Source organism: Micromonospora sp. NPDC003197 (assembly GCF_053590565.1).
Genome location: NZ_JBSFTE010000016.1, coordinates 123,641 through 139,410 on the forward strand (window position 1 = coordinate 123,641; position 15,770 = coordinate 139,410).

The window sequence follows — 15,770 nt, forward strand, 5'->3', positions numbered from 1 at the left end:
GTCTACCTCCGGGCTGGGGCGACGCGGGTACGGATGTGGTCGGGTGGGTCGCCGAGGGTGGCGACCGCTTCGGAGAGGCAGCGCCACAGCGCCCATGCCTCGTCGGGGGTCAGGTACATGCGGCGCCGGCCGCCACCGACGGCGAGATACACCGGGTACGGGTCGGGCCGGTCGAGGTCGACGCGGACGGAGACGGCGGTGGTCGGGCCGTTCGGGTTGGGTGCGCGGAGTCGGTAGAACGACCGGGCGTTGGTTGTGGTGGTCACCGCGGTTCACCTCGTTCGGTGTCCCGGTCGAGGATGTTCAGCAGCGCTTCGGGCAGCAGGGGGCCACGGCGTTGCCGGGGCAGCGTGGACGGCCGGGGCGGTTCGGGTGCGGTTTCCCGGCCGACCTGGGCGAGGATGTCCGCCGCGTCGACGGGAGCCGGAAAGTCGCGCGCCAGGTCGCGGATGTGGTCGTCGGTGACGTAGGAGAAGCGGACCCGGATCGGTTCGGGGGTGCCGTCGAGGATGACGTAGCCGACGCCCTTGGCCCATCGGGGCATCTGGTCGGCCAGCGCACCCCTGTTACGGGCACCGTCACCAAGCACCATGTCCACCTGGGATGCCTCGGTCAGGCCGAGGGCGATCCGGGTGGGGAACAGGTCCCGGAACGGCAGGACTTCCTTGCGGGGGTCCTGCAACGCGGCCACGACCAGGACCCCGACCCCGGCACCCTGGGACAGAAGTAGCCCCAACGATCCGGCGATGCGCTTACGCAGATCGACGTCTTGCAGGTACGCCGTCAGCGCCGCCAGTTCGTCGACGAGCACCACGACCAGGGGGTCAGCCTCGGTCGGGGTGTGGACTCGGACCGTGCCGGCAAGGCGGGTTTGCCGTTCCCGCATGACTTCCACGGCCTCGTCGAGCAGGTCCGCCATTGCCTCGAACGACTTTCCGGCGAACCGGGCGAACAGCGGGCGGCCCATGGCGAATTCCATGCCGCCCTTGGGGTCGATCACCCAGAGCCGTACCAGCCCGGAGGAGATCCCACCGGTCAGGGAGCGGACCAGTGACCACAGCACCGAGCCCTTACCGCGTCGGGTGGCCCCACCGATCAGTACGTGGGTGGAGAGCAGGTGCAGGTGCCAGGTACGCAGGTCTTCGCGTCGGGCCATCGGCAGGGCGGTGAAGTCCGGCACCGCTGGTACGTCGAACGGCGGCACGATGGTGCGCAGCGCGTCCGTGCGGACGAGCACCAGGTAGACGAGTGTTGGCCGGTCGCGGAACCGTACCCGGTCGACCGCTCGTAGCAGCCATGCCCAGCGGCCGGTACGGGTCGGCGGATCGTCGGGACGTTCGGAGTAGACGCGGGCGTGCCGCCGGCCGAAGGCGTAGGCCAGGTTCGTCGTCGCCTTCTGGAACTCTTCCGGTGTCTGGCCCCGCACCATGCGGATGGTCAGCACATCCAGGGCCTGATCGGAGCGCACCCGTAGCAGCTCCGGCAGGATGACGCGGTGGTCGTACGTCTCTGCCAGGCCGCATAGGGTTATGGCTTCCTGCCACGCCCGCCGGTAGACGAACACCTGACGGAACCGGCCCAGGATCGGCCCCGCGCACCAGGACCACCACGACGACTCGTGACGCCAACGCCACACGGCCGACACCGCAGCAGCGATTACGAGCGGCACCACCAGGCCCGAGCGGCCGAACTCCCGATACAGGACCGCCGCCAGGACGACCACGCCGACGGTGACCGGGTGACGCAGGCACCACCAGCAGGCCCGCCCCAACCACCGCAACACCAGGCCGCACGCGATCAGCCAGAACGGCAGTTCCAACCGGCGAGGCCGAACCACCATCAGATCCCCGGCCGTGGTCATCACGACCTCACCACGCGGCCGGCGGATCATCGCCCACCAACCAAAGACGAGTACGCCACCAGGGGCGTAACCTGCCACAGGGCAGCAGGCAGCCTACGCTTGACCATGTCACTACCTCTCTCGACAGAGCAGGGGGAAGAGACAGAGGGGGGGCTGCCGTCCGCCAAGACCTGACAGCCCCGCCCACACCAACAGCGACTACGCGGCCGCCTTCTGCTTCACCCCCGCCGGGACACGCAGTCCGGTCGCCCGCAGCGAGTACGCCATCCGACCGTTGTTCGCCACGTACGGCGTGACCGTCATGCCGTCGAACTCCACCGCCTCGAACGGAGTCCCCGTCGGCGGCACCGGCTGATAGTCAGCCGAGATCTTCACCGTCGTCTCCCGCGACCGCTTCCCCAACTCCGGGTCCAGGTCCATCACCCGCACCTGCCACACCCGCTGACCAGTCACCTTGTCCTTAGCCGGCGAACGGCGACCCGTCTTCTCGTCGAAGTCCTCCACCTCACCCAGCGACTCAGGCACCAACGCGCACCCCGCCGGGAACACGTCCTCGAAACGCACGGCGAACCTCGTCCCGCCACGCAGAGCCATCGCTCAACCTCCACTTGTAAACATGTCTGCCAAGTTGCGAGCCCAAAGGTAGACGCGACTTGGCAGACAAGTCAACAACTCTGATCAAGTGGTCCGATTAGTCGCTTAATTCCGAATGGGAGGCGAGCCGGTTGCCGTAGCGCGTGCGAGACGTGCAAATTCTCTAGAAAGCAATGCAACTTCTCATATTAATTCAAAGCCATGAATGCGGCATTCATCCGCACTCACTCGGCTCACGAGTCCTTGCTTAATGAGGGGTGCCACGTACGGTGGAAGGGAAATGAAAGTGGGGCGATGTCCGCGCCAACGGATATCGCCCCGGTACTCCGAACCGGCCCTAGTCAAGCCCTTGCAAGGAGTCCTCGTGACCATATCAAGGCGCAGCCGCGCAAGCCAGGATCCAGAAGGACCCGAGGTGCCCCGGGTTGTTCTCTATGTGGAATCTGCGTGTCGCCTATTGGCGGCAGCAACCATGTTTGTTGCCACGGTAGCAACTGTGGTTATCGAGATATTCTCGGCCAGTTGATCTAATTTTTGGCTTCTTGAAGCTGGTTAGATTAACTGCCGGGACACGGCCGGACCACTACATCAACGCTGACTGGTAGCGAGGGAGGTCAGCAGGGACTGTAGGGCGTGTGCGCGGGCTTCGATGATGCGCATGCGGGCGGCGTGTTCGGTCGGTTCGCGGTGGGTGGCTTGGCCGGTCATCTGGCCGGGCCACTTGCGGTAGAGGAGCCCGGGTTCGGCGGTGAAGTGGCCTTCGCTGACTGTGCTGGCGGCGAGGAGTAGGCCGGTGTCTTCGCTGGCGGGGAGGGCCATCCAGCCGCCGAGGGCGAGGAGCAGGTCACGGCGTATGCACAGGGTCGCGGGGTGTACGGGTGCCCGGTAGTCGTTGGCTTGCCAGAAGGCGAGGACGGCACCGCGACCGATTAGCCCGTCGGGCGGGTCCATGTCCCATCCGTGGGTGGTGCCGTCGGGGAGCAGGTCGAGCACCCGGGACGTGGTCCAACCGACCCGAGGATTGTTGGTGAGTACGGCGATGTCCCGGGCCAGCGCACCAGGCGTTAGCCGGTCGTCGGCATCCAGGACCTTGACGAACTCACCTTCGGCGCGGGCCAGGGCGAGGGTACGGGCCACACCCGGGCCGCCTGGTCGTCCACTGCCCGCACTGATTCGTGGGTCGGCATCAGGCAGCCGGTCGACAAGAAGGCCGTCTTGCCCGTCTTCTTGGACCAGCCATTGCCAGTCCCAACCGTCCGGTAGTTCCTGCGCGGCCAACGAGGCGTAGGCGTCGGCGAGGTAGCCGACGCTGGGCCAGTGCACGGGCGTGATTACCGAGACGAGTCGGGTCAAGTTGTCCACCGTTTCAGCTCGGTCGTGTAGACAAGCTCTGTCCGGTCACCTGGGAACACGACGTCGGCGACTTCCACGACCCGGTCGGCGATGTCAATCGATGTCTTGCGTACGGCCAGGACCGACACCCCGGGTTCGATGTCGAGAAGTTCGGCCTCATCCGGCGACGGCGGTCGTGCCCGTACCTCATCGACGATGCGCGCCAGTTCGACGCCGACCGTGAACAGCTGGTGTTGTGTTCCGCCAGGCCAGGGTTCGTTTTCCGCGTCGAGCAGGCCAGGGTTCGCCGCCACCAGGTCGTACGGCAGGTAGGAGTACGAAACCGACAGCGGCGCGCTTTCGTGCCGGGAACTGGTCCAGTACACGCGCCGCAGCAGTGGCGTGCCGGCAGGCAGGCCGAAGGCGTTGGCCATGTCGTCGTCGGCTTGCACCTGGGCGTACTCGGCGTGGAACTTCAGGTCGTCGACGGTCAGGCCGGTGTCGTGTTCGGTCCCGCCAGTCTTACGCCGCTGGCCCTCGTCGAGCAGCGCCCGGTCTTTCTCCCACTGGTACCGCTCGGTGTTGCGTCGCCGTACCCGTTGGCGGGGTGCCCGCACGTAGGTGCCGCGCCCCTGTTCGGCCCGGACCAGGCCCCATTCGCGCAACTGGCGGATGGCGTTACGGACGCTGGTACGGGACAGCCCGGAGGACTCAGCCAACTCGGTCTCGCTGGGCATGGCCGCGCCCTGGGCGAGCTGCCCGCTCATGATCTGGGCGCGCAGCTCCTCAGCGAGCTGAAGGTAGCGCGGACGCCAGTCACGGGGGATCACGCCGCTAACGCTACCGCCTAGACGTTGAGACGTCTGCCGGGTGGTCCCTCTTCGGCCCCGGTCAGCCATCGGTCGACCCCGACTGGTCCCGCTGACCGTCGGACATCATCTGTATGGCTTCGACGCCGTAGGTCAGTTCTTCGATCATCCGGGCGGCCTGCGTGGCGGACAGCAGCACGGTTTGCGTCGCCCCGTACCGGGTGGCGTCGACCTTGAGCCAGGGTTCCCGCCGCCGGAAGCGATCAATGATCAGTTGGAGACTGAGCCAACCGGCACCCTCCCGCCCGACCGTCACCGCTTCACTTCGATGCATCGGATCATTGGGGCCGCAGCCTCGACACCAGAACGGACAGGCAGACGACGGCCGCAGGGCAGACGTTCCCGGCGTAGGGCGTTCAGCGGTGGGCATCGTCGATCCCCTCCTGAACGGTGAAGCCGGCCTGCGCCAGCAGCTCATCCAGGTGTCGAGCCAGCCGCCACGCGTCGACAAGCCCCAACTCCGCCAACCCGTGTCCACACGCCCGCGACACGGTGTGCACCGCGACAAACGGCGACTCACTGATCGTCCCGGCCAGATGGGTTACCGCGATGCCGCCGGAACGTAGGTTGCCGGCACGTCGCAGCGCCCCACGGTGCCACCCCAACATGCCTGTTAGCAGTGGCGGCACGATGTAGCCGCACCGCTCGTGCACACACCACGAAGGATGATCCACAGCCTTCGGCCAGCGTCCAGCATTAGTCACCGCCACCACCGGCCAGCGGCGCAGCGGCGTTCCTGCCCCAGTGTCAGCAGCGGAGCCTTCTGCACCAGCGGATAGGCCAGGGTCGGTGAGAGCGCCCAAGACGACGTACCGACGTCAGCCCGCGCCACACAACCGCGCGCCAGAGAAAACCCACATACAGGAGTACGGCCACGGCGACGCCACAGCCACGCCAGAACCGATCGGAAAAAGAACCGGACCATCGCAACCTCCACGCCGGACGGTGGGAACCGGTGGTCGGCCCTCCGTCCCCTCAAGCGGAAGGCCGACCACCGATCCAGCGACGACACGACGAAATCCCTGGGGAGAACCGGGTACGCCGTGCCGCGCCAGCCCCGCGCGTCGGATCACCTCAGGCATGCCGGACCGAGGGCACGCGGGACTGTCGGTGTGCGACCGGGACCAGCGGGGTGCCAACCCCTTGTCACGCACCGCTATCCCGGCCGCACACCGAGAAACGTATCTACAACTAGAAGACTTGTCTAGATGTCTGAAGGAGTCAGATTGGTTGTCGGTTGAGAACCTGACAGACAGGTACGGTGACCCAGTGCCAACCCCGCACTACGGTCAGCCTCGCTACCGCTCGATCGCCGACGAGCTACGCCGCCGCATCACCGCAGGCGCGATACCCCCCGGTGCCCTCCTCCCACCGGAGAGCACACTCAAGACAGAGTTCGACGTCGCCCTAGGAACCATCCGCGCCGCACTCGACGTACTCCGGGCCGAGGGCCTGGTGGTCACCGAACACGGCAGGGGCACCTACGTACGCCCCAACTATCCGGTACGGCGACTCGGTCCCGATCGCTACTGGCCCCAGCATCCGACCGCCGACCAGGCGTCAGCAGAGCCGAGCGACAACACCAGGCCGCAACCCGTCGACCAGGTCGACGCCGACTACCGCGAAGTGCCCGCAACGGTTGAACTCGCCCAGATGTTCGACGTCCAGCCCGGCACCATGCTGCTCGAACGCCGTCTACTCACCCGCAGCCACGGCGTGCCCCAGCAACTAACCACCTCGTACTACCTGCTCGACATGGTCGCCGGCACGCCAGTAGCCGACCCCAGCCGCGAATCCTGGCCCGGCGGCCACGTCGCCCAACTCGCATCCCTCGGCATCACCGTCACCAAGATCCGCGAAGTTGTACGCGCCCGCATGCCCACTACCGACGAAACCAACGCCCTACGCCTACCAGCCGGCGTACCCGTACTCGCCGTGAGCCGGAAGACCTATGTGCGTGAACGCGTCGTCGAAGCCGCTACCAACCTCGTACTACCCGCCGACCGAACCGAACTTGAGTACGAGTTGTCGCAGCAGGAGCATTAGACGACCGCTCCGAGTAGTTGTTCTAGGTTTGCTGTTATGAGATGTGTAAGCCGCATCGGCTGCGGTAGTCGTCGTATTTGCATAAAATTGCTAATACGTAGTTGTCGGTGCACGGCTGTATTAGGTTGCCGAAGATGTGTGATCTTCTTTTCGTCGAGCCTTCGTTCCGTCGCCTTAGAACGGTGGTTCCGAATCGATGGCTTCCCGAAGGTCTGGGTATGAATAATATCCGCCTGCCTGGTCGAATGATTGCATGGCTGCGCTAAGTGTGTACCAATCGGTGGCGCATTCAGTGAAGTGACCCACTGTTGAATGGAAGAACTTTAGCATCAAGTCGGGCATTCCGGAGGCGAAGTGAATCTGATTGTTGTGGACGAAAATCGCTATGATTGACTTGATGTCAGATGCGCTCATCTCCTTCGCGATGGGAAGAATCAGCCTAGCCATATTTGCCTCTGCGGCCCTAAAGCTTCCCGAGTCCGCGAAGACCTTGATCGCCGCTTGCGTGAAGCTCAGCTCTGGGTTTTGCGTTACTACATCCATGAGATTTCCAACGTTGAGGTGCTCGCGTCGACTATTTACGACGGCTGCGATGCCCTCTGGTAGCTGTCGAGTGAAGAGCCCATGATCAAGCAACGATCCAAGATCGGCTGCCTCTACGGCCGCCCTCACTCGGGAATGAGAAGATGCAGGCAGCGCGAGCCAAGCCAAGTCTAAGTCGCCGAGAGCGCCGGCAAATCGGATCAGCTCAGTGGCGGTAAGCCCTAGTCCCTCCTCCTTGTTCTTGACGACCTTGTTCAAGGCATGGCTCAGCAACTCAGGCTGGATGCGCTCCAGCGCATGGGCGGCAAGCGCGCAGCGATCCCCTCGTCTCAGATCTCCGTCGGGCGGATTGATGGCTACTTTGACAATTAACTCGGCTAAGCCTCTCCGAAGGCTGCTTTTGCCACGTTCGAAATATCGTTCCCGGAGATATTCGCAGAGGTCGTCCAAATTGTTTGGAAATGCTGTCCCATCAATCTCATGACGGAATCTTTCGATGGCCTTCTTGCCGGGGGTTGGTCCTTTCGAAAGTACCGCATCAACGGCTGTGCCTAGGTGAACCCGGACAAGTTCGGGGGTTGGTTCGAAGACTTCATCCGGTCTCACGAATGCTGGATGTGCGCAAACGTGTCTGTCTCTACGAAGCCGCTCTAACTCGTCGACTTCGCGATCAATAAGCAGTTCAAACTTGTCACGGCAAACTTCCAGTAGATCGCGTTCCAGTTTTGCGACGTGCTCTACGTTGCCGCTGATGACTGCGCGATCTAGTCCCTCAACAAAACTTCGCGCCTCACCCTCGCCGGATGCTGCAATCTCGCGAATCTTGTTAACAAGGTCGAGTGCGACAGCTACCCATATACCTACAATTGCTGGGCGGAAAGCGCCGGCCTGGTATGCCCGTACCGCTTCGGTTAAGTAGCGCCTAGAACCCGGATCTCTTACTGCCGCCTGTAGGTCCTCCAGTGCGCGCATACGTCCTCTTCAGTCGAGCTTGGATTGAACTCATTGATGGTACGGCGCTGGTCACCTTGAGGCAATGTCTATCGTGTCGCTCCTGATTGAGGGTGTCGATCGCGTACGGCGCGGCCAATCCGTAAGGAGGTGGCTTGGCGAGTGTGATGGTCACCGTCGGTGAGATCGGTTGGAAGTAGTCGATAACCATTTGGCTCAGCTCCACAGCAATTGGGAGCAGTCAACGGCGGCGAACGTTGGCAAGCAGCGGCGGTTTTGTGCTGCTCACAGGAGCTTTCAGCCTGGCGGATGATGTCTCTTTTGAATACCGTCTGAACCTTGAGATCCCGACTAAGTGGCGCGGCAAGCGGCGCGGTAAGTGTCTAGTCCCAGTTGATGCTTGACGGATCCGTCCCACCTGTTGCTTGACAGTGGATCTAGACATTGAGGTCGACCTTGCGGGGTCGTTGGGCTTTGATTTGGGTGATGGGCTGGTCGGTGGTGCGGCGGATGGTGCGGGTGCCGTCGTCGCAGTGGATGGCCAGTTCGGTGTCGGTGACGTCGATAGTCACGGTTTTGCGGGCGTGGATGCGGCCGAGGGCGATCTTCTGGCCGGCGACCATGACACCGCCGCTGTTGGAGGCTCGCCGCTGGACCCGGACCGGGTCGGTGGAGGGTTGTGGTGGCGGGCCAGCAGGCCGGGCGCTGCGTAGCCGGGCCGTCTCGGCCGGGGTCAGCGGGTTGGGTCTGGTGCGCAGCAGCTCGCGGGTTTCCAGGTCGAAGAAGGCCAGGGTGTGGGTGTCGACGCGGACCCCGACGCGGCGGCCGGCGAGGATCTCGGCGGCCAGGACCAGATGCTGGCCGAGGGAGACGCAGCCGCTGGTGCCGACGGTCCGGTCGACCTCCACCGGCCCGGCCACCTGCCCAACGGGTGCTGGCGGCAACGGTGGCGGCCCCGCTGGTCGACCGCCGGCACGGTGTAGTGCGGCGAGGTCGTTGACGGACAGGTGTGACCGCACGGATTTGAGGCGGGTTCCGGCGATCATGAGGTGGATGACGTCGGTGTCGGCCCAGAACGTGACCGTGACCCCGGACCGGTGTGGTCCGAGCCAGAACTGTTTGCCGCTGACCTGCATGTTTCCGCTTGGTGGTACGACCCGGTCGAACTCGACCGCGTCACCAGCCCACCCCTGCCGCTCTGGTGTCGGCACGATCGGGGCCAGGGTGATGGGAGTCAGGTCGACCGGGGTCACCGCTGGCGGCTGGTGCGGTTCCTCGACGGCCGTAGTGAAGCCGGACGGCAGTCTCACCGGCAACAGCCGCTGCCCCTCACCCTCCTTGCCCGCAGTGAACCGGTCGGCGGGAAACGCCATGTCCAGGGCCTGATGCGGCCGGCGGGTGTTGTACTGGTCCCGGAAGCTGTCGACTGCGGCCTGTGCTGTCTCTAGATCCGGGAACACCCCAGCGTCGTCGAGTAGTTCCCGACGCAGGGTCTGGTGGAACCGCTCGACCTTCCCGGTGGTGGTCGGCGACGCTGGCTGCGTCAACCGGTGCACGATCCCGTTCTCTCGGCAGATCCGGTCGAACAGCACTTCACCACCCTTGCCGAACCGGTCGGTGAACTGCTTGCCGTTATCGGTCAGCATCTCCTGCGGCACCCCGAACCGCACCAACCCCTGGGCCAGGGCCTCACACACCGCCCGACCAGTCGCCCGCCGCACCACCCGCGCGATCACGCAATACCGGGAATGGTCATCCACCCCGGTGACGACCTTCGCCTCACTGCCGTCAGCCAGGAACACCCCACCGACGATGTCCATCTGCCACAACTCCATCGGCGCAGCCCGCTGCCACCGCCGATAATCCTTCCGACCCCGCCCCCGCTTCACCGGCTCGATCAACCCATGACGAGCCAGAATCCGATACACACTCATCCGCGACGGCAGATCCGGGCAACCAGCCCGACCCAACTCGAACACGATCCGCCGCGCACCCCACCGCGGATGCGCCCGCCGTAACTCACACACCGCCGCTTCCACCTCCGGCGACGCCTGATGCGGACACGACTCCGGCCGATGCGACCGATCCTGCAACCCGGCAAGACCCGCCTGCGCATACCGGCCCAGCCACGAATGCACACTCTGCCGCGACACCCCGAACCTCACCGCGACCTCGGTCACCCGATCCCCGGCCAACACCGCGAGAACCGCCTGATACCGCTGCTCCACCACGGACAACCCAACCAGCGCCAATCCCGGCCCCCTGACCACGCAGTGCCCGCAAACAACACGCGATCAACGAACCAACTACGGATCATGTCAAGCATCAACTGGGACGCAGGTGTAAAGCATCTACCGGGACATGACAAAGCGGCGCGGTAAGACGCTGCCGAATAGTTCTGTAGTGGATCAAGACGCCGCGCGGAGCGCGGCGCGTGGGCGGTAGACCGCCCGGCGGTGAACCGCCCCGGACCGCTGCGCGGCCGGGGCGGAAAGCCACCGACAGCCGCCGGGTAGCCGCCCCCGCGCCGTGCTGAGAGTCCTCCGCGCGGCGCTGGTCACCATAGGTCATCGAGGGCAGCGATCTGTCCGCGTAAGCGGCGAGCATCGCTGCGGGGCAGGGCGGCGACGGCGACATCCAGGATCCAACGCACCTCCGCCGGGTTCGGGCAACACCTCATTACGCCGCACCCGGAGGTCGGATCCCACAGGCGTCGCCAGGGATGCCGGACGAACCATGACCAGGTCTTCAGCGCATCTGAAATGGCTTGGTCCCATAACCGGGTGCGTTCCAGGTAGGCGATGGCTTTCAAGCCCAAGGGCGAGAGTTCAGGTATGACGGAGGTAGTTCCGTCGAGTGGCCGCCGGTAGATCGAGTCGGCGCGGAGTTGTGCGGGGCGCCTACGCGGCATGGCCCTTTCGCGGAGTCGACATGCCGCCATGGTTGCACAGTCAGTCGGCCTCGTCTCGCCCGCCGGCGGATGAAGAGGTGCACCAAATGTTGCTGCGGTACGGAAGCCGTCGGGGCTGGTCGCCGTCGTGGTCGGGGCTTCCGTCTGCCGCGCCAGTGCAAACCCCGCACTGGCTTGCCACCGAGCTGCCCTGTCGCCGTCCGTCGTGGTCGTCCAGGTGTGCCCGGCCACCGCGCATGCCCCCTACGTGCCCGTAACACGGGGAAGCCCCGGGCAACCGCGACCAAGCACGGGCACCGCCACCAGGAGCGCGACCGCCTGAACTGGTCAGGAGCGGACGCCCGCACGAGTTCCCAAGCTGTAGTTCCAGGAGAGCTGAGGGCAAGGCCCTAGATGGCGGTCGGATACAGCTCCAATCCCGTCGCTCGAAGCTCGATCCAACATCCGGCAAGGTGAGGAAGAACGCCGACGATTTTTACGGCTACCAGACCACGGCCAATTCTCATGATCACAACCTCGTCCCCGTCCGCTGACTGCTCGATTCGTCCGCGCACCATCACCGCGTCGCCGACGATGCCAACGAAGTCGCTGTCCTCGGTAGCGAGCCTGGCGGATTTCCCCCAACGCAGCGCATCTGAAATGTCCCACTCGACGTCAATCAACTGTCCCGCGGCAGGCGCTTCGGCATCCCGCCACACACCGGCCGCGACGCCGACAGCACAAGCGAAGGTGACCTGTAGCGGCACCTGGTCGCCTACGTCTAGGACCTGTACATCCACGACTTGTCACCGTACTGAGCGCCGCGCGGCCGTGCCACTAGCGTGCCATTAGGCCAGGACAACCAAGGTCAACCCAGGCCACCAGGGACCGCCGTGACCAGGCCGCCGGCACCACGACCTGCCGCCCATCGGCAATTCCCAAGCTGACAGTGCGAGTTCGATTCTCGTCACCCGCTCCAAACGGAAAGCCCTGGCCAGGACGCGAGTCCGAACCAGGGCTTTCGATGTTTTGTAGAGCCGTGCTTATACGTCGGGCCATCCACAGGCCACTAGGCGGCCTGGAACGTGCTCATTTGACGACGTGGAAGTCCGGGTGAGCATTCCAGGCGCGCATCGCCGCCGCATCGAGGTAGACAGCATCGCTGGCGCGGATGCTGCGGCCCGCGTTGCTTAGGTGGTCGAGCAGGTCTGCGGTAGGTGGGGTGTGGAACTCCACGAACACCCAGCCGTCAGTCTGCCGCGCCACTTGTTGAGCCATCCGTCCCAAGCCCGGGCGGCCAGTGAGGTCGCTGACGAAGATGTGTAGCCCGATACCGCAACGCATCGTCACCCCAGTAGCCCGCTCGACAAGCTGTAGCTCCTCGGGATCGGTCTCAAAGCCCGCTTCGTAGATGGAGTAGCCGTAGGGCAGGCCGGCGGCGGAGTACCAGGAAGTCGGGTCGGCTTCATGCGGGGCCAACCCCTCGGTGATCATTGCCCCTACCACGATCGGCGCGATGCGTTCAGGAGCGTACGGACTCAAGATGCTCAACGCTGTTCCACCCATAACCGAGGAGTAGACAGCATCGGTTTTTTCGGGGCCACACCTGACGCCCAACTGTCGGTCAGAGAAGCACCAGATGCGGAGCCTGGTCAGGATCGGCGTCCCGCCAGGGCCTCGAGCCATATTGTCCTCGAACTTGATGGACGGACTGACACGGCGTTGCCCGCTTTCCTCGACATTCTGGCGGCGGGTTGGGAGGGATGACAGGGCGTCCGTGAGTGGAGTTCGCTGGAGGATGAGCTTGCTCTCGACGCGCGTCACGATGGGCGGGGGCATGTCTCGCTCGGCGTGACCCTCCGTCCGCCCGGACTTGACCTCGATGGCACGGCTTGGTCCGCCAGGGCTGTTTTCGTGCTGGAAGCGGGTGAAGAGATGACCCATCTCGCCTCCGATCTTGGTGCCCTGCTTCGGAAGTATTAGTACCTTGCGCCGTTCCATTAGCCCTGCCATTAGCTGAGGCAAACGGGGGTCATCCCAGGCCATCCGGGACCGCCGTGACCGGGGTGTTTGCCGTTGATCGGCCCTGCGTCGCCAGTTCCCAATCTGACAGTGCGAGTTCGATTCTCGTCACCCGCTCCAACTGAAAAGCCCTGGCCAGGATGTAAATCCAAACTAGGGTCTTCGGTATTCCAAGATTTGTGATCTCGTGAGGTGCCATAGCCTCACGGGACAGTCAGGTCTGATCAAAGCCCCGAAAGGTGCCGGAGGTGTCGGCTCGGTCTGCGAATTCGGCGAAATTCATGTTTGCGATGGAGAGGTTGGCTGAGATGTCGGCGTACCAGCGGGGCGGTGTCCGGAAGGTGCGGCCCGGCTGGTCGTATAGGTCAACGGCGAGCAGCGGATGTTCCTCGTCAGCCATGGTCGTGGTGTCGGCGAGGAACACGTAGGTCAGTTTGTCGTTATCGGCCGCGCCGGCATCCGCTTGGACCAGATCCTGAATGCTCACTCCGTCGTACTGCGGATCACTGACGAAAGTTGCGGTGTGAAGGTCTTCGGCGATGAGGGCAGCCTTCAACACGTCCCACTCGGCGTCTTCGGTGAAGTCGACTCGCAGTACCAGCGACGTCGTGATGGGTGGAAGCGGCGGCTCGATCCGCGCCCACGCCTTGCCGGTCAATCCGCCAGGCCCTACCAAGTCGAGGTGATTGCTGACCACAGGTCAAGACCTCTGCAGGGCAGGGGCCTAACTGGTCAAATCCTGCGTGCTGCGCTTCATGGTGGACTGCGGATCCGCCGCTGACCTCGATAAACGAAGGTCAGCGGCGGCATCGGACGCATTGCCAGGTTGGCGAGTCAGCCGGCGACGACTTGCCGCACCGCTCGGTTGGGCGGGTCAGGCGGCGAGCTGGCGCCGCGCGGTGTCGATGTCCATCAGGTACGACATGTACTTGAACCGGCCGTTCTCGACCCGGTAGAAGGCGGTCTCGGTAATTGACACCGACGCTCCGGTGGGGGTGAGGCCGTTCCACTCCTGGACCGGCGTTCCCGTGTCGATCAGGCGGGCGGCCACCTGGTCACCCTCGACGACGAGATCCTGGAGCTCCCAGTGAAGATCCGGCACCGCGTCGATGTGCTTGTAGAACTCGGCCACCATGTCGGCCATCTTGACCGGGGTGCCGTTCATGATTACCTCTTCGTGGGCAAAATCGACCATGCGGTCGAACTCGCGCTTGTTCGCCAGATCGACGTACCGCAGGTAGAAATCGCGCAGCTCTTCGGTCGACATGCCCGAACTGATCGTCTCGGTGATGCTCATGATCGATCTTCCCATTCTATTGATGCCGACCAGTGGACACAGGTTGGCTGTTTGGTTGGAGCGGCCACACGTCGAAGTTTTGTACCGCTCGGTTGTGAAGTAACCATAGCAGGCTTCTGTACCGATCGGTTGGTGTCCTGGGTCACTTTCGAACCGAGCGGTAGGATGGGCTCATGAGCACCGAGAGGTCGACCATCGGACGGCCGCGAGCGTTCGACGAGGAGACGGTCCTCGACCGGGCCACTGAGGTTTTCTGGCTACACGGCTACGAGGGCGCGTCAATGGCCACCCTCACCAGCGCCATGGGCATCAACCGGCCGAGCCTGTACGCCACCTTCGGCAACAAGGAGCAACTGTTCGAGCGTGCCTTCGCGCGCTACCGCGATATCCAGGTGGCCAAGGTTCGCGCCGTCCTCGAACAACCCACCGCGTACGCCGCCATCGAAGCATTTCTGCGCTCCAGCGTCGATGGCCTCACCGCCAGCGATCACCCCCTGGGCTGCCTCTCCATCCAGGGAGGCCTGGCCTGCTCGCCCGAGAACGCCCGCATCTCCGAGGTCCTGGCCGCCGGCCGGGCTGCCAATGAGGCCGCCATCGAAGAACGGATGTCTCGCGCAGCGAGCGAAGGAGATCTTTCGCCCGGTGTGGATCATCGGGCACTGGCACGGCTCTTGATGGCGCTCAGCGAGGGGCTTGCCGTCCACGCTGCGGCCGGCACCAGTCGTGAAGACCTCCAGGCCTCCGTCGATGTCGCCCTGCGCGCCCTCGTCCCATCCCAGTCCTAGGTGTATTGCCTAGGGAGGTTGGTTGAGGTCGTGTGACGACACGATGTAGATAAACGTGATGACGAAGGCCTCCGGTTGTGGAGTGGAGCTGTCTAGGAACCGCTCCGGCAACCAGGAGGCCTTCGTGTCTCAGGCAAACGCCGCTCTGACTCCTCGTACACGTCTCTGCCTGGCGCTTCTGATCGTGGATCAGGGGTGGCCGGACGCCCGCGCGGCGGAACGTCATGACCTGCCCTGTAGGGGCTTGGCCTGTGGTCAGCAGCCGTTCCGCCAACGACCAGCAGGCCTTACGTTCCCACGAACTGCCCGGCGGTTGCGCGTGGCTACGCTCGCACGAACCGGCCCGCGACCCGCGCCTTCGGCTCGTCCAGGAGGACCCGCCACTCGGCAGGATCCACGTTATAGCCCACGGCCACTCGCACGATCTTCGATTGTCCTCGCAAATCGTCCATAACCTAGGCGATGGTCGTCATCGTGCCCGCGTCATGCCGGAATTTCGAAGTCATGTGACCCGTCGTCGTCGGGCTGAAGGGCTGCTCTCGATGACGTCCGGCGCGTCGCCTTCGCATTTCGGGCATAA

Annotated in this window: 14 protein-coding genes and 1 pseudogene; 2 read left to right on the top strand and 13 right to left on the bottom strand. The window is 64.3% G+C overall.

The features are described from left to right. Positions 1-2 precede the first annotated feature (2 nt). The 7 genes from ACWDV4_RS19330 to ACWDV4_RS19360 form a co-directional block, all read right to left on the bottom strand. Complete coding sequence (locus ACWDV4_RS19330; protein ID WP_449980677.1) at positions 3-266, bottom strand: hypothetical protein; 264 nt, start codon at positions 264-266, stop codon at positions 3-5. Next, on the bottom strand, positions 263-1,861 hold the full coding sequence (locus tag ACWDV4_RS19335; protein WP_449980793.1) for an FtsK/SpoIIIE domain-containing protein: 1,599 nt from the start codon (positions 1,859-1,861) through the stop codon (positions 263-265). Before ACWDV4_RS19335 ends, ACWDV4_RS19330 begins: the two co-directional genes overlap by 4 nt. 198 nt (positions 1,862-2,059) lie before the next feature. After that, positions 2,060-2,455 (bottom strand): transcriptional regulator, encoded by a 396-nt coding sequence (locus tag ACWDV4_RS19340; RefSeq protein ID WP_449980680.1) that lies wholly within the window; start codon positions 2,453-2,455, stop codon positions 2,060-2,062. Between the two features lie 588 nt (positions 2,456-3,043). Then, positions 3,044-3,817: a glycosyltransferase family 2 protein gene (locus ACWDV4_RS19345; protein ID WP_449980683.1), complete on the bottom strand. Its 774-nt coding sequence runs from the start codon at positions 3,815-3,817 to the stop codon at positions 3,044-3,046. After that, the gene (locus tag ACWDV4_RS19350; protein ID WP_449980686.1) at positions 3,805-4,617 is read right to left on the bottom strand and encodes a GntR family transcriptional regulator; all 813 of its coding nucleotides are present in this window, start codon (positions 4,615-4,617) and stop codon (positions 3,805-3,807) included. Before ACWDV4_RS19350 ends, ACWDV4_RS19345 begins: the two co-directional genes overlap by 13 nt. A gap of 61 nt (positions 4,618-4,678) precedes the next feature. Further along, a complete protein-coding gene (locus ACWDV4_RS19355) occupies positions 4,679-4,930 on the bottom strand; it encodes a precorrin-4 C11-methyltransferase (RefSeq protein WP_449980689.1) in 252 nt (83 codons plus the stop codon). Positions 4,931-5,012: 82 nt separating this feature from the next. After that, positions 5,013-5,264, bottom strand: a complete 252-nt coding sequence (locus ACWDV4_RS19360; RefSeq protein ID WP_449980691.1) for a hypothetical protein — start codon at positions 5,262-5,264, stop codon at positions 5,013-5,015. Positions 5,265-5,925: 661 nt separating this feature from the next. Here ACWDV4_RS19360 and ACWDV4_RS19365 point away from each other — a divergent pair. Next, positions 5,926-6,702, top strand: coding sequence for a GntR family transcriptional regulator (locus ACWDV4_RS19365; RefSeq protein ID WP_449980694.1), 777 nt, complete (start codon positions 5,926-5,928; stop codon positions 6,700-6,702). Between the two features lie 174 nt (positions 6,703-6,876). Here ACWDV4_RS19365 and ACWDV4_RS19370 read toward each other — a convergent pair whose 3' ends face one another. The 6 genes and pseudogenes from ACWDV4_RS19370 to ACWDV4_RS19395 form a co-directional block, all read right to left on the bottom strand. Next, positions 6,877-8,217 (bottom strand): hypothetical protein, encoded by a 1,341-nt coding sequence (locus tag ACWDV4_RS19370; RefSeq protein WP_449980697.1) that lies wholly within the window; start codon positions 8,215-8,217, stop codon positions 6,877-6,879. 1,328 nt (positions 8,218-9,545) lie between these two features. Beyond that, positions 9,546-10,442: pseudogene (locus ACWDV4_RS19375) on the bottom strand (IS481 family transposase); the annotation flags it as partial. 1,054 nt (positions 10,443-11,496) lie between these two features. Further along, positions 11,497-11,886: a hypothetical protein gene (locus tag ACWDV4_RS19380; RefSeq protein WP_449980699.1), complete on the bottom strand. Its 390-nt coding sequence runs from the start codon at positions 11,884-11,886 to the stop codon at positions 11,497-11,499. Positions 11,887-12,175: 289 nt separating this feature from the next. Beyond that, on the bottom strand, positions 12,176-13,087 hold the full coding sequence (locus tag ACWDV4_RS19385; RefSeq protein ID WP_449980702.1) for a hypothetical protein: 912 nt from the start codon (positions 13,085-13,087) through the stop codon (positions 12,176-12,178). Positions 13,088-13,322: 235 nt separating this feature from the next. After that, positions 13,323-13,766, bottom strand: coding sequence for a DUF6924 domain-containing protein (locus ACWDV4_RS19390; protein WP_449980704.1), 444 nt, complete (start codon positions 13,764-13,766; stop codon positions 13,323-13,325). A 216-nt stretch (positions 13,767-13,982) separates the two neighbouring features. Then, entirely contained in the window at positions 13,983-14,405 is a 423-nt protein-coding gene (locus ACWDV4_RS19395) for an ester cyclase (RefSeq protein WP_449980706.1), read from the bottom strand. Positions 14,406-14,578: 173 nt separating this feature from the next. On the opposite strand from ACWDV4_RS19395, the gene ACWDV4_RS19400 reads away from it, so the two are divergent. Then, positions 14,579-15,190 carry a TetR/AcrR family transcriptional regulator gene (locus ACWDV4_RS19400; protein WP_449980708.1) on the top strand — a complete coding sequence of 204 codons (612 nt, stop codon included), beginning with the start codon at positions 14,579-14,581 and terminating at the stop codon, positions 15,188-15,190. The last annotated feature ends 580 nt before the right edge of the window (positions 15,191-15,770 follow it).

Excerpts from the sequence above, each read along its gene's own strand:
- ACWDV4_RS19400 (WP_449980708.1), top strand. The coding sequence starts at position 14,579 with ATGAGCACCGAGAGGTCGACCATCGGACGGCCGCGAGCGTTCGACGAG.
- ACWDV4_RS19355 (WP_449980689.1), bottom strand. The coding sequence starts at position 4,930 with ATGCATCGAAGTGAAGCGGTGACGGTCGGGCGGGAGGGTGCCGGTTGG.
- ACWDV4_RS19370 (WP_449980697.1), bottom strand. The coding sequence starts at position 8,217 with ATGCGCGCACTGGAGGACCTACAGGCGGCAGTAAGAGATCCGGGTTCT.
- ACWDV4_RS19340 (WP_449980680.1), bottom strand. The coding sequence starts at position 2,455 with ATGGCTCTGCGTGGCGGGACGAGGTTCGCCGTGCGTTTCGAGGACGTG.
- ACWDV4_RS19385 (WP_449980702.1), bottom strand. The coding sequence starts at position 13,087 with ATGGAACGGCGCAAGGTACTAATACTTCCGAAGCAGGGCACCAAGATC.
- ACWDV4_RS19395 (WP_449980706.1), bottom strand. The coding sequence starts at position 14,405 with ATGAGCATCACCGAGACGATCAGTTCGGGCATGTCGACCGAAGAGCTG.
- ACWDV4_RS19335 (WP_449980793.1), bottom strand. The coding sequence starts at position 1,861 with ATGACCACGGCCGGGGATCTGATGGTGGTTCGGCCTCGCCGGTTGGAA.
- ACWDV4_RS19360 (WP_449980691.1), bottom strand. The coding sequence starts at position 5,264 with ATGTTGGGGTGGCACCGTGGGGCGCTGCGACGTGCCGGCAACCTACGT.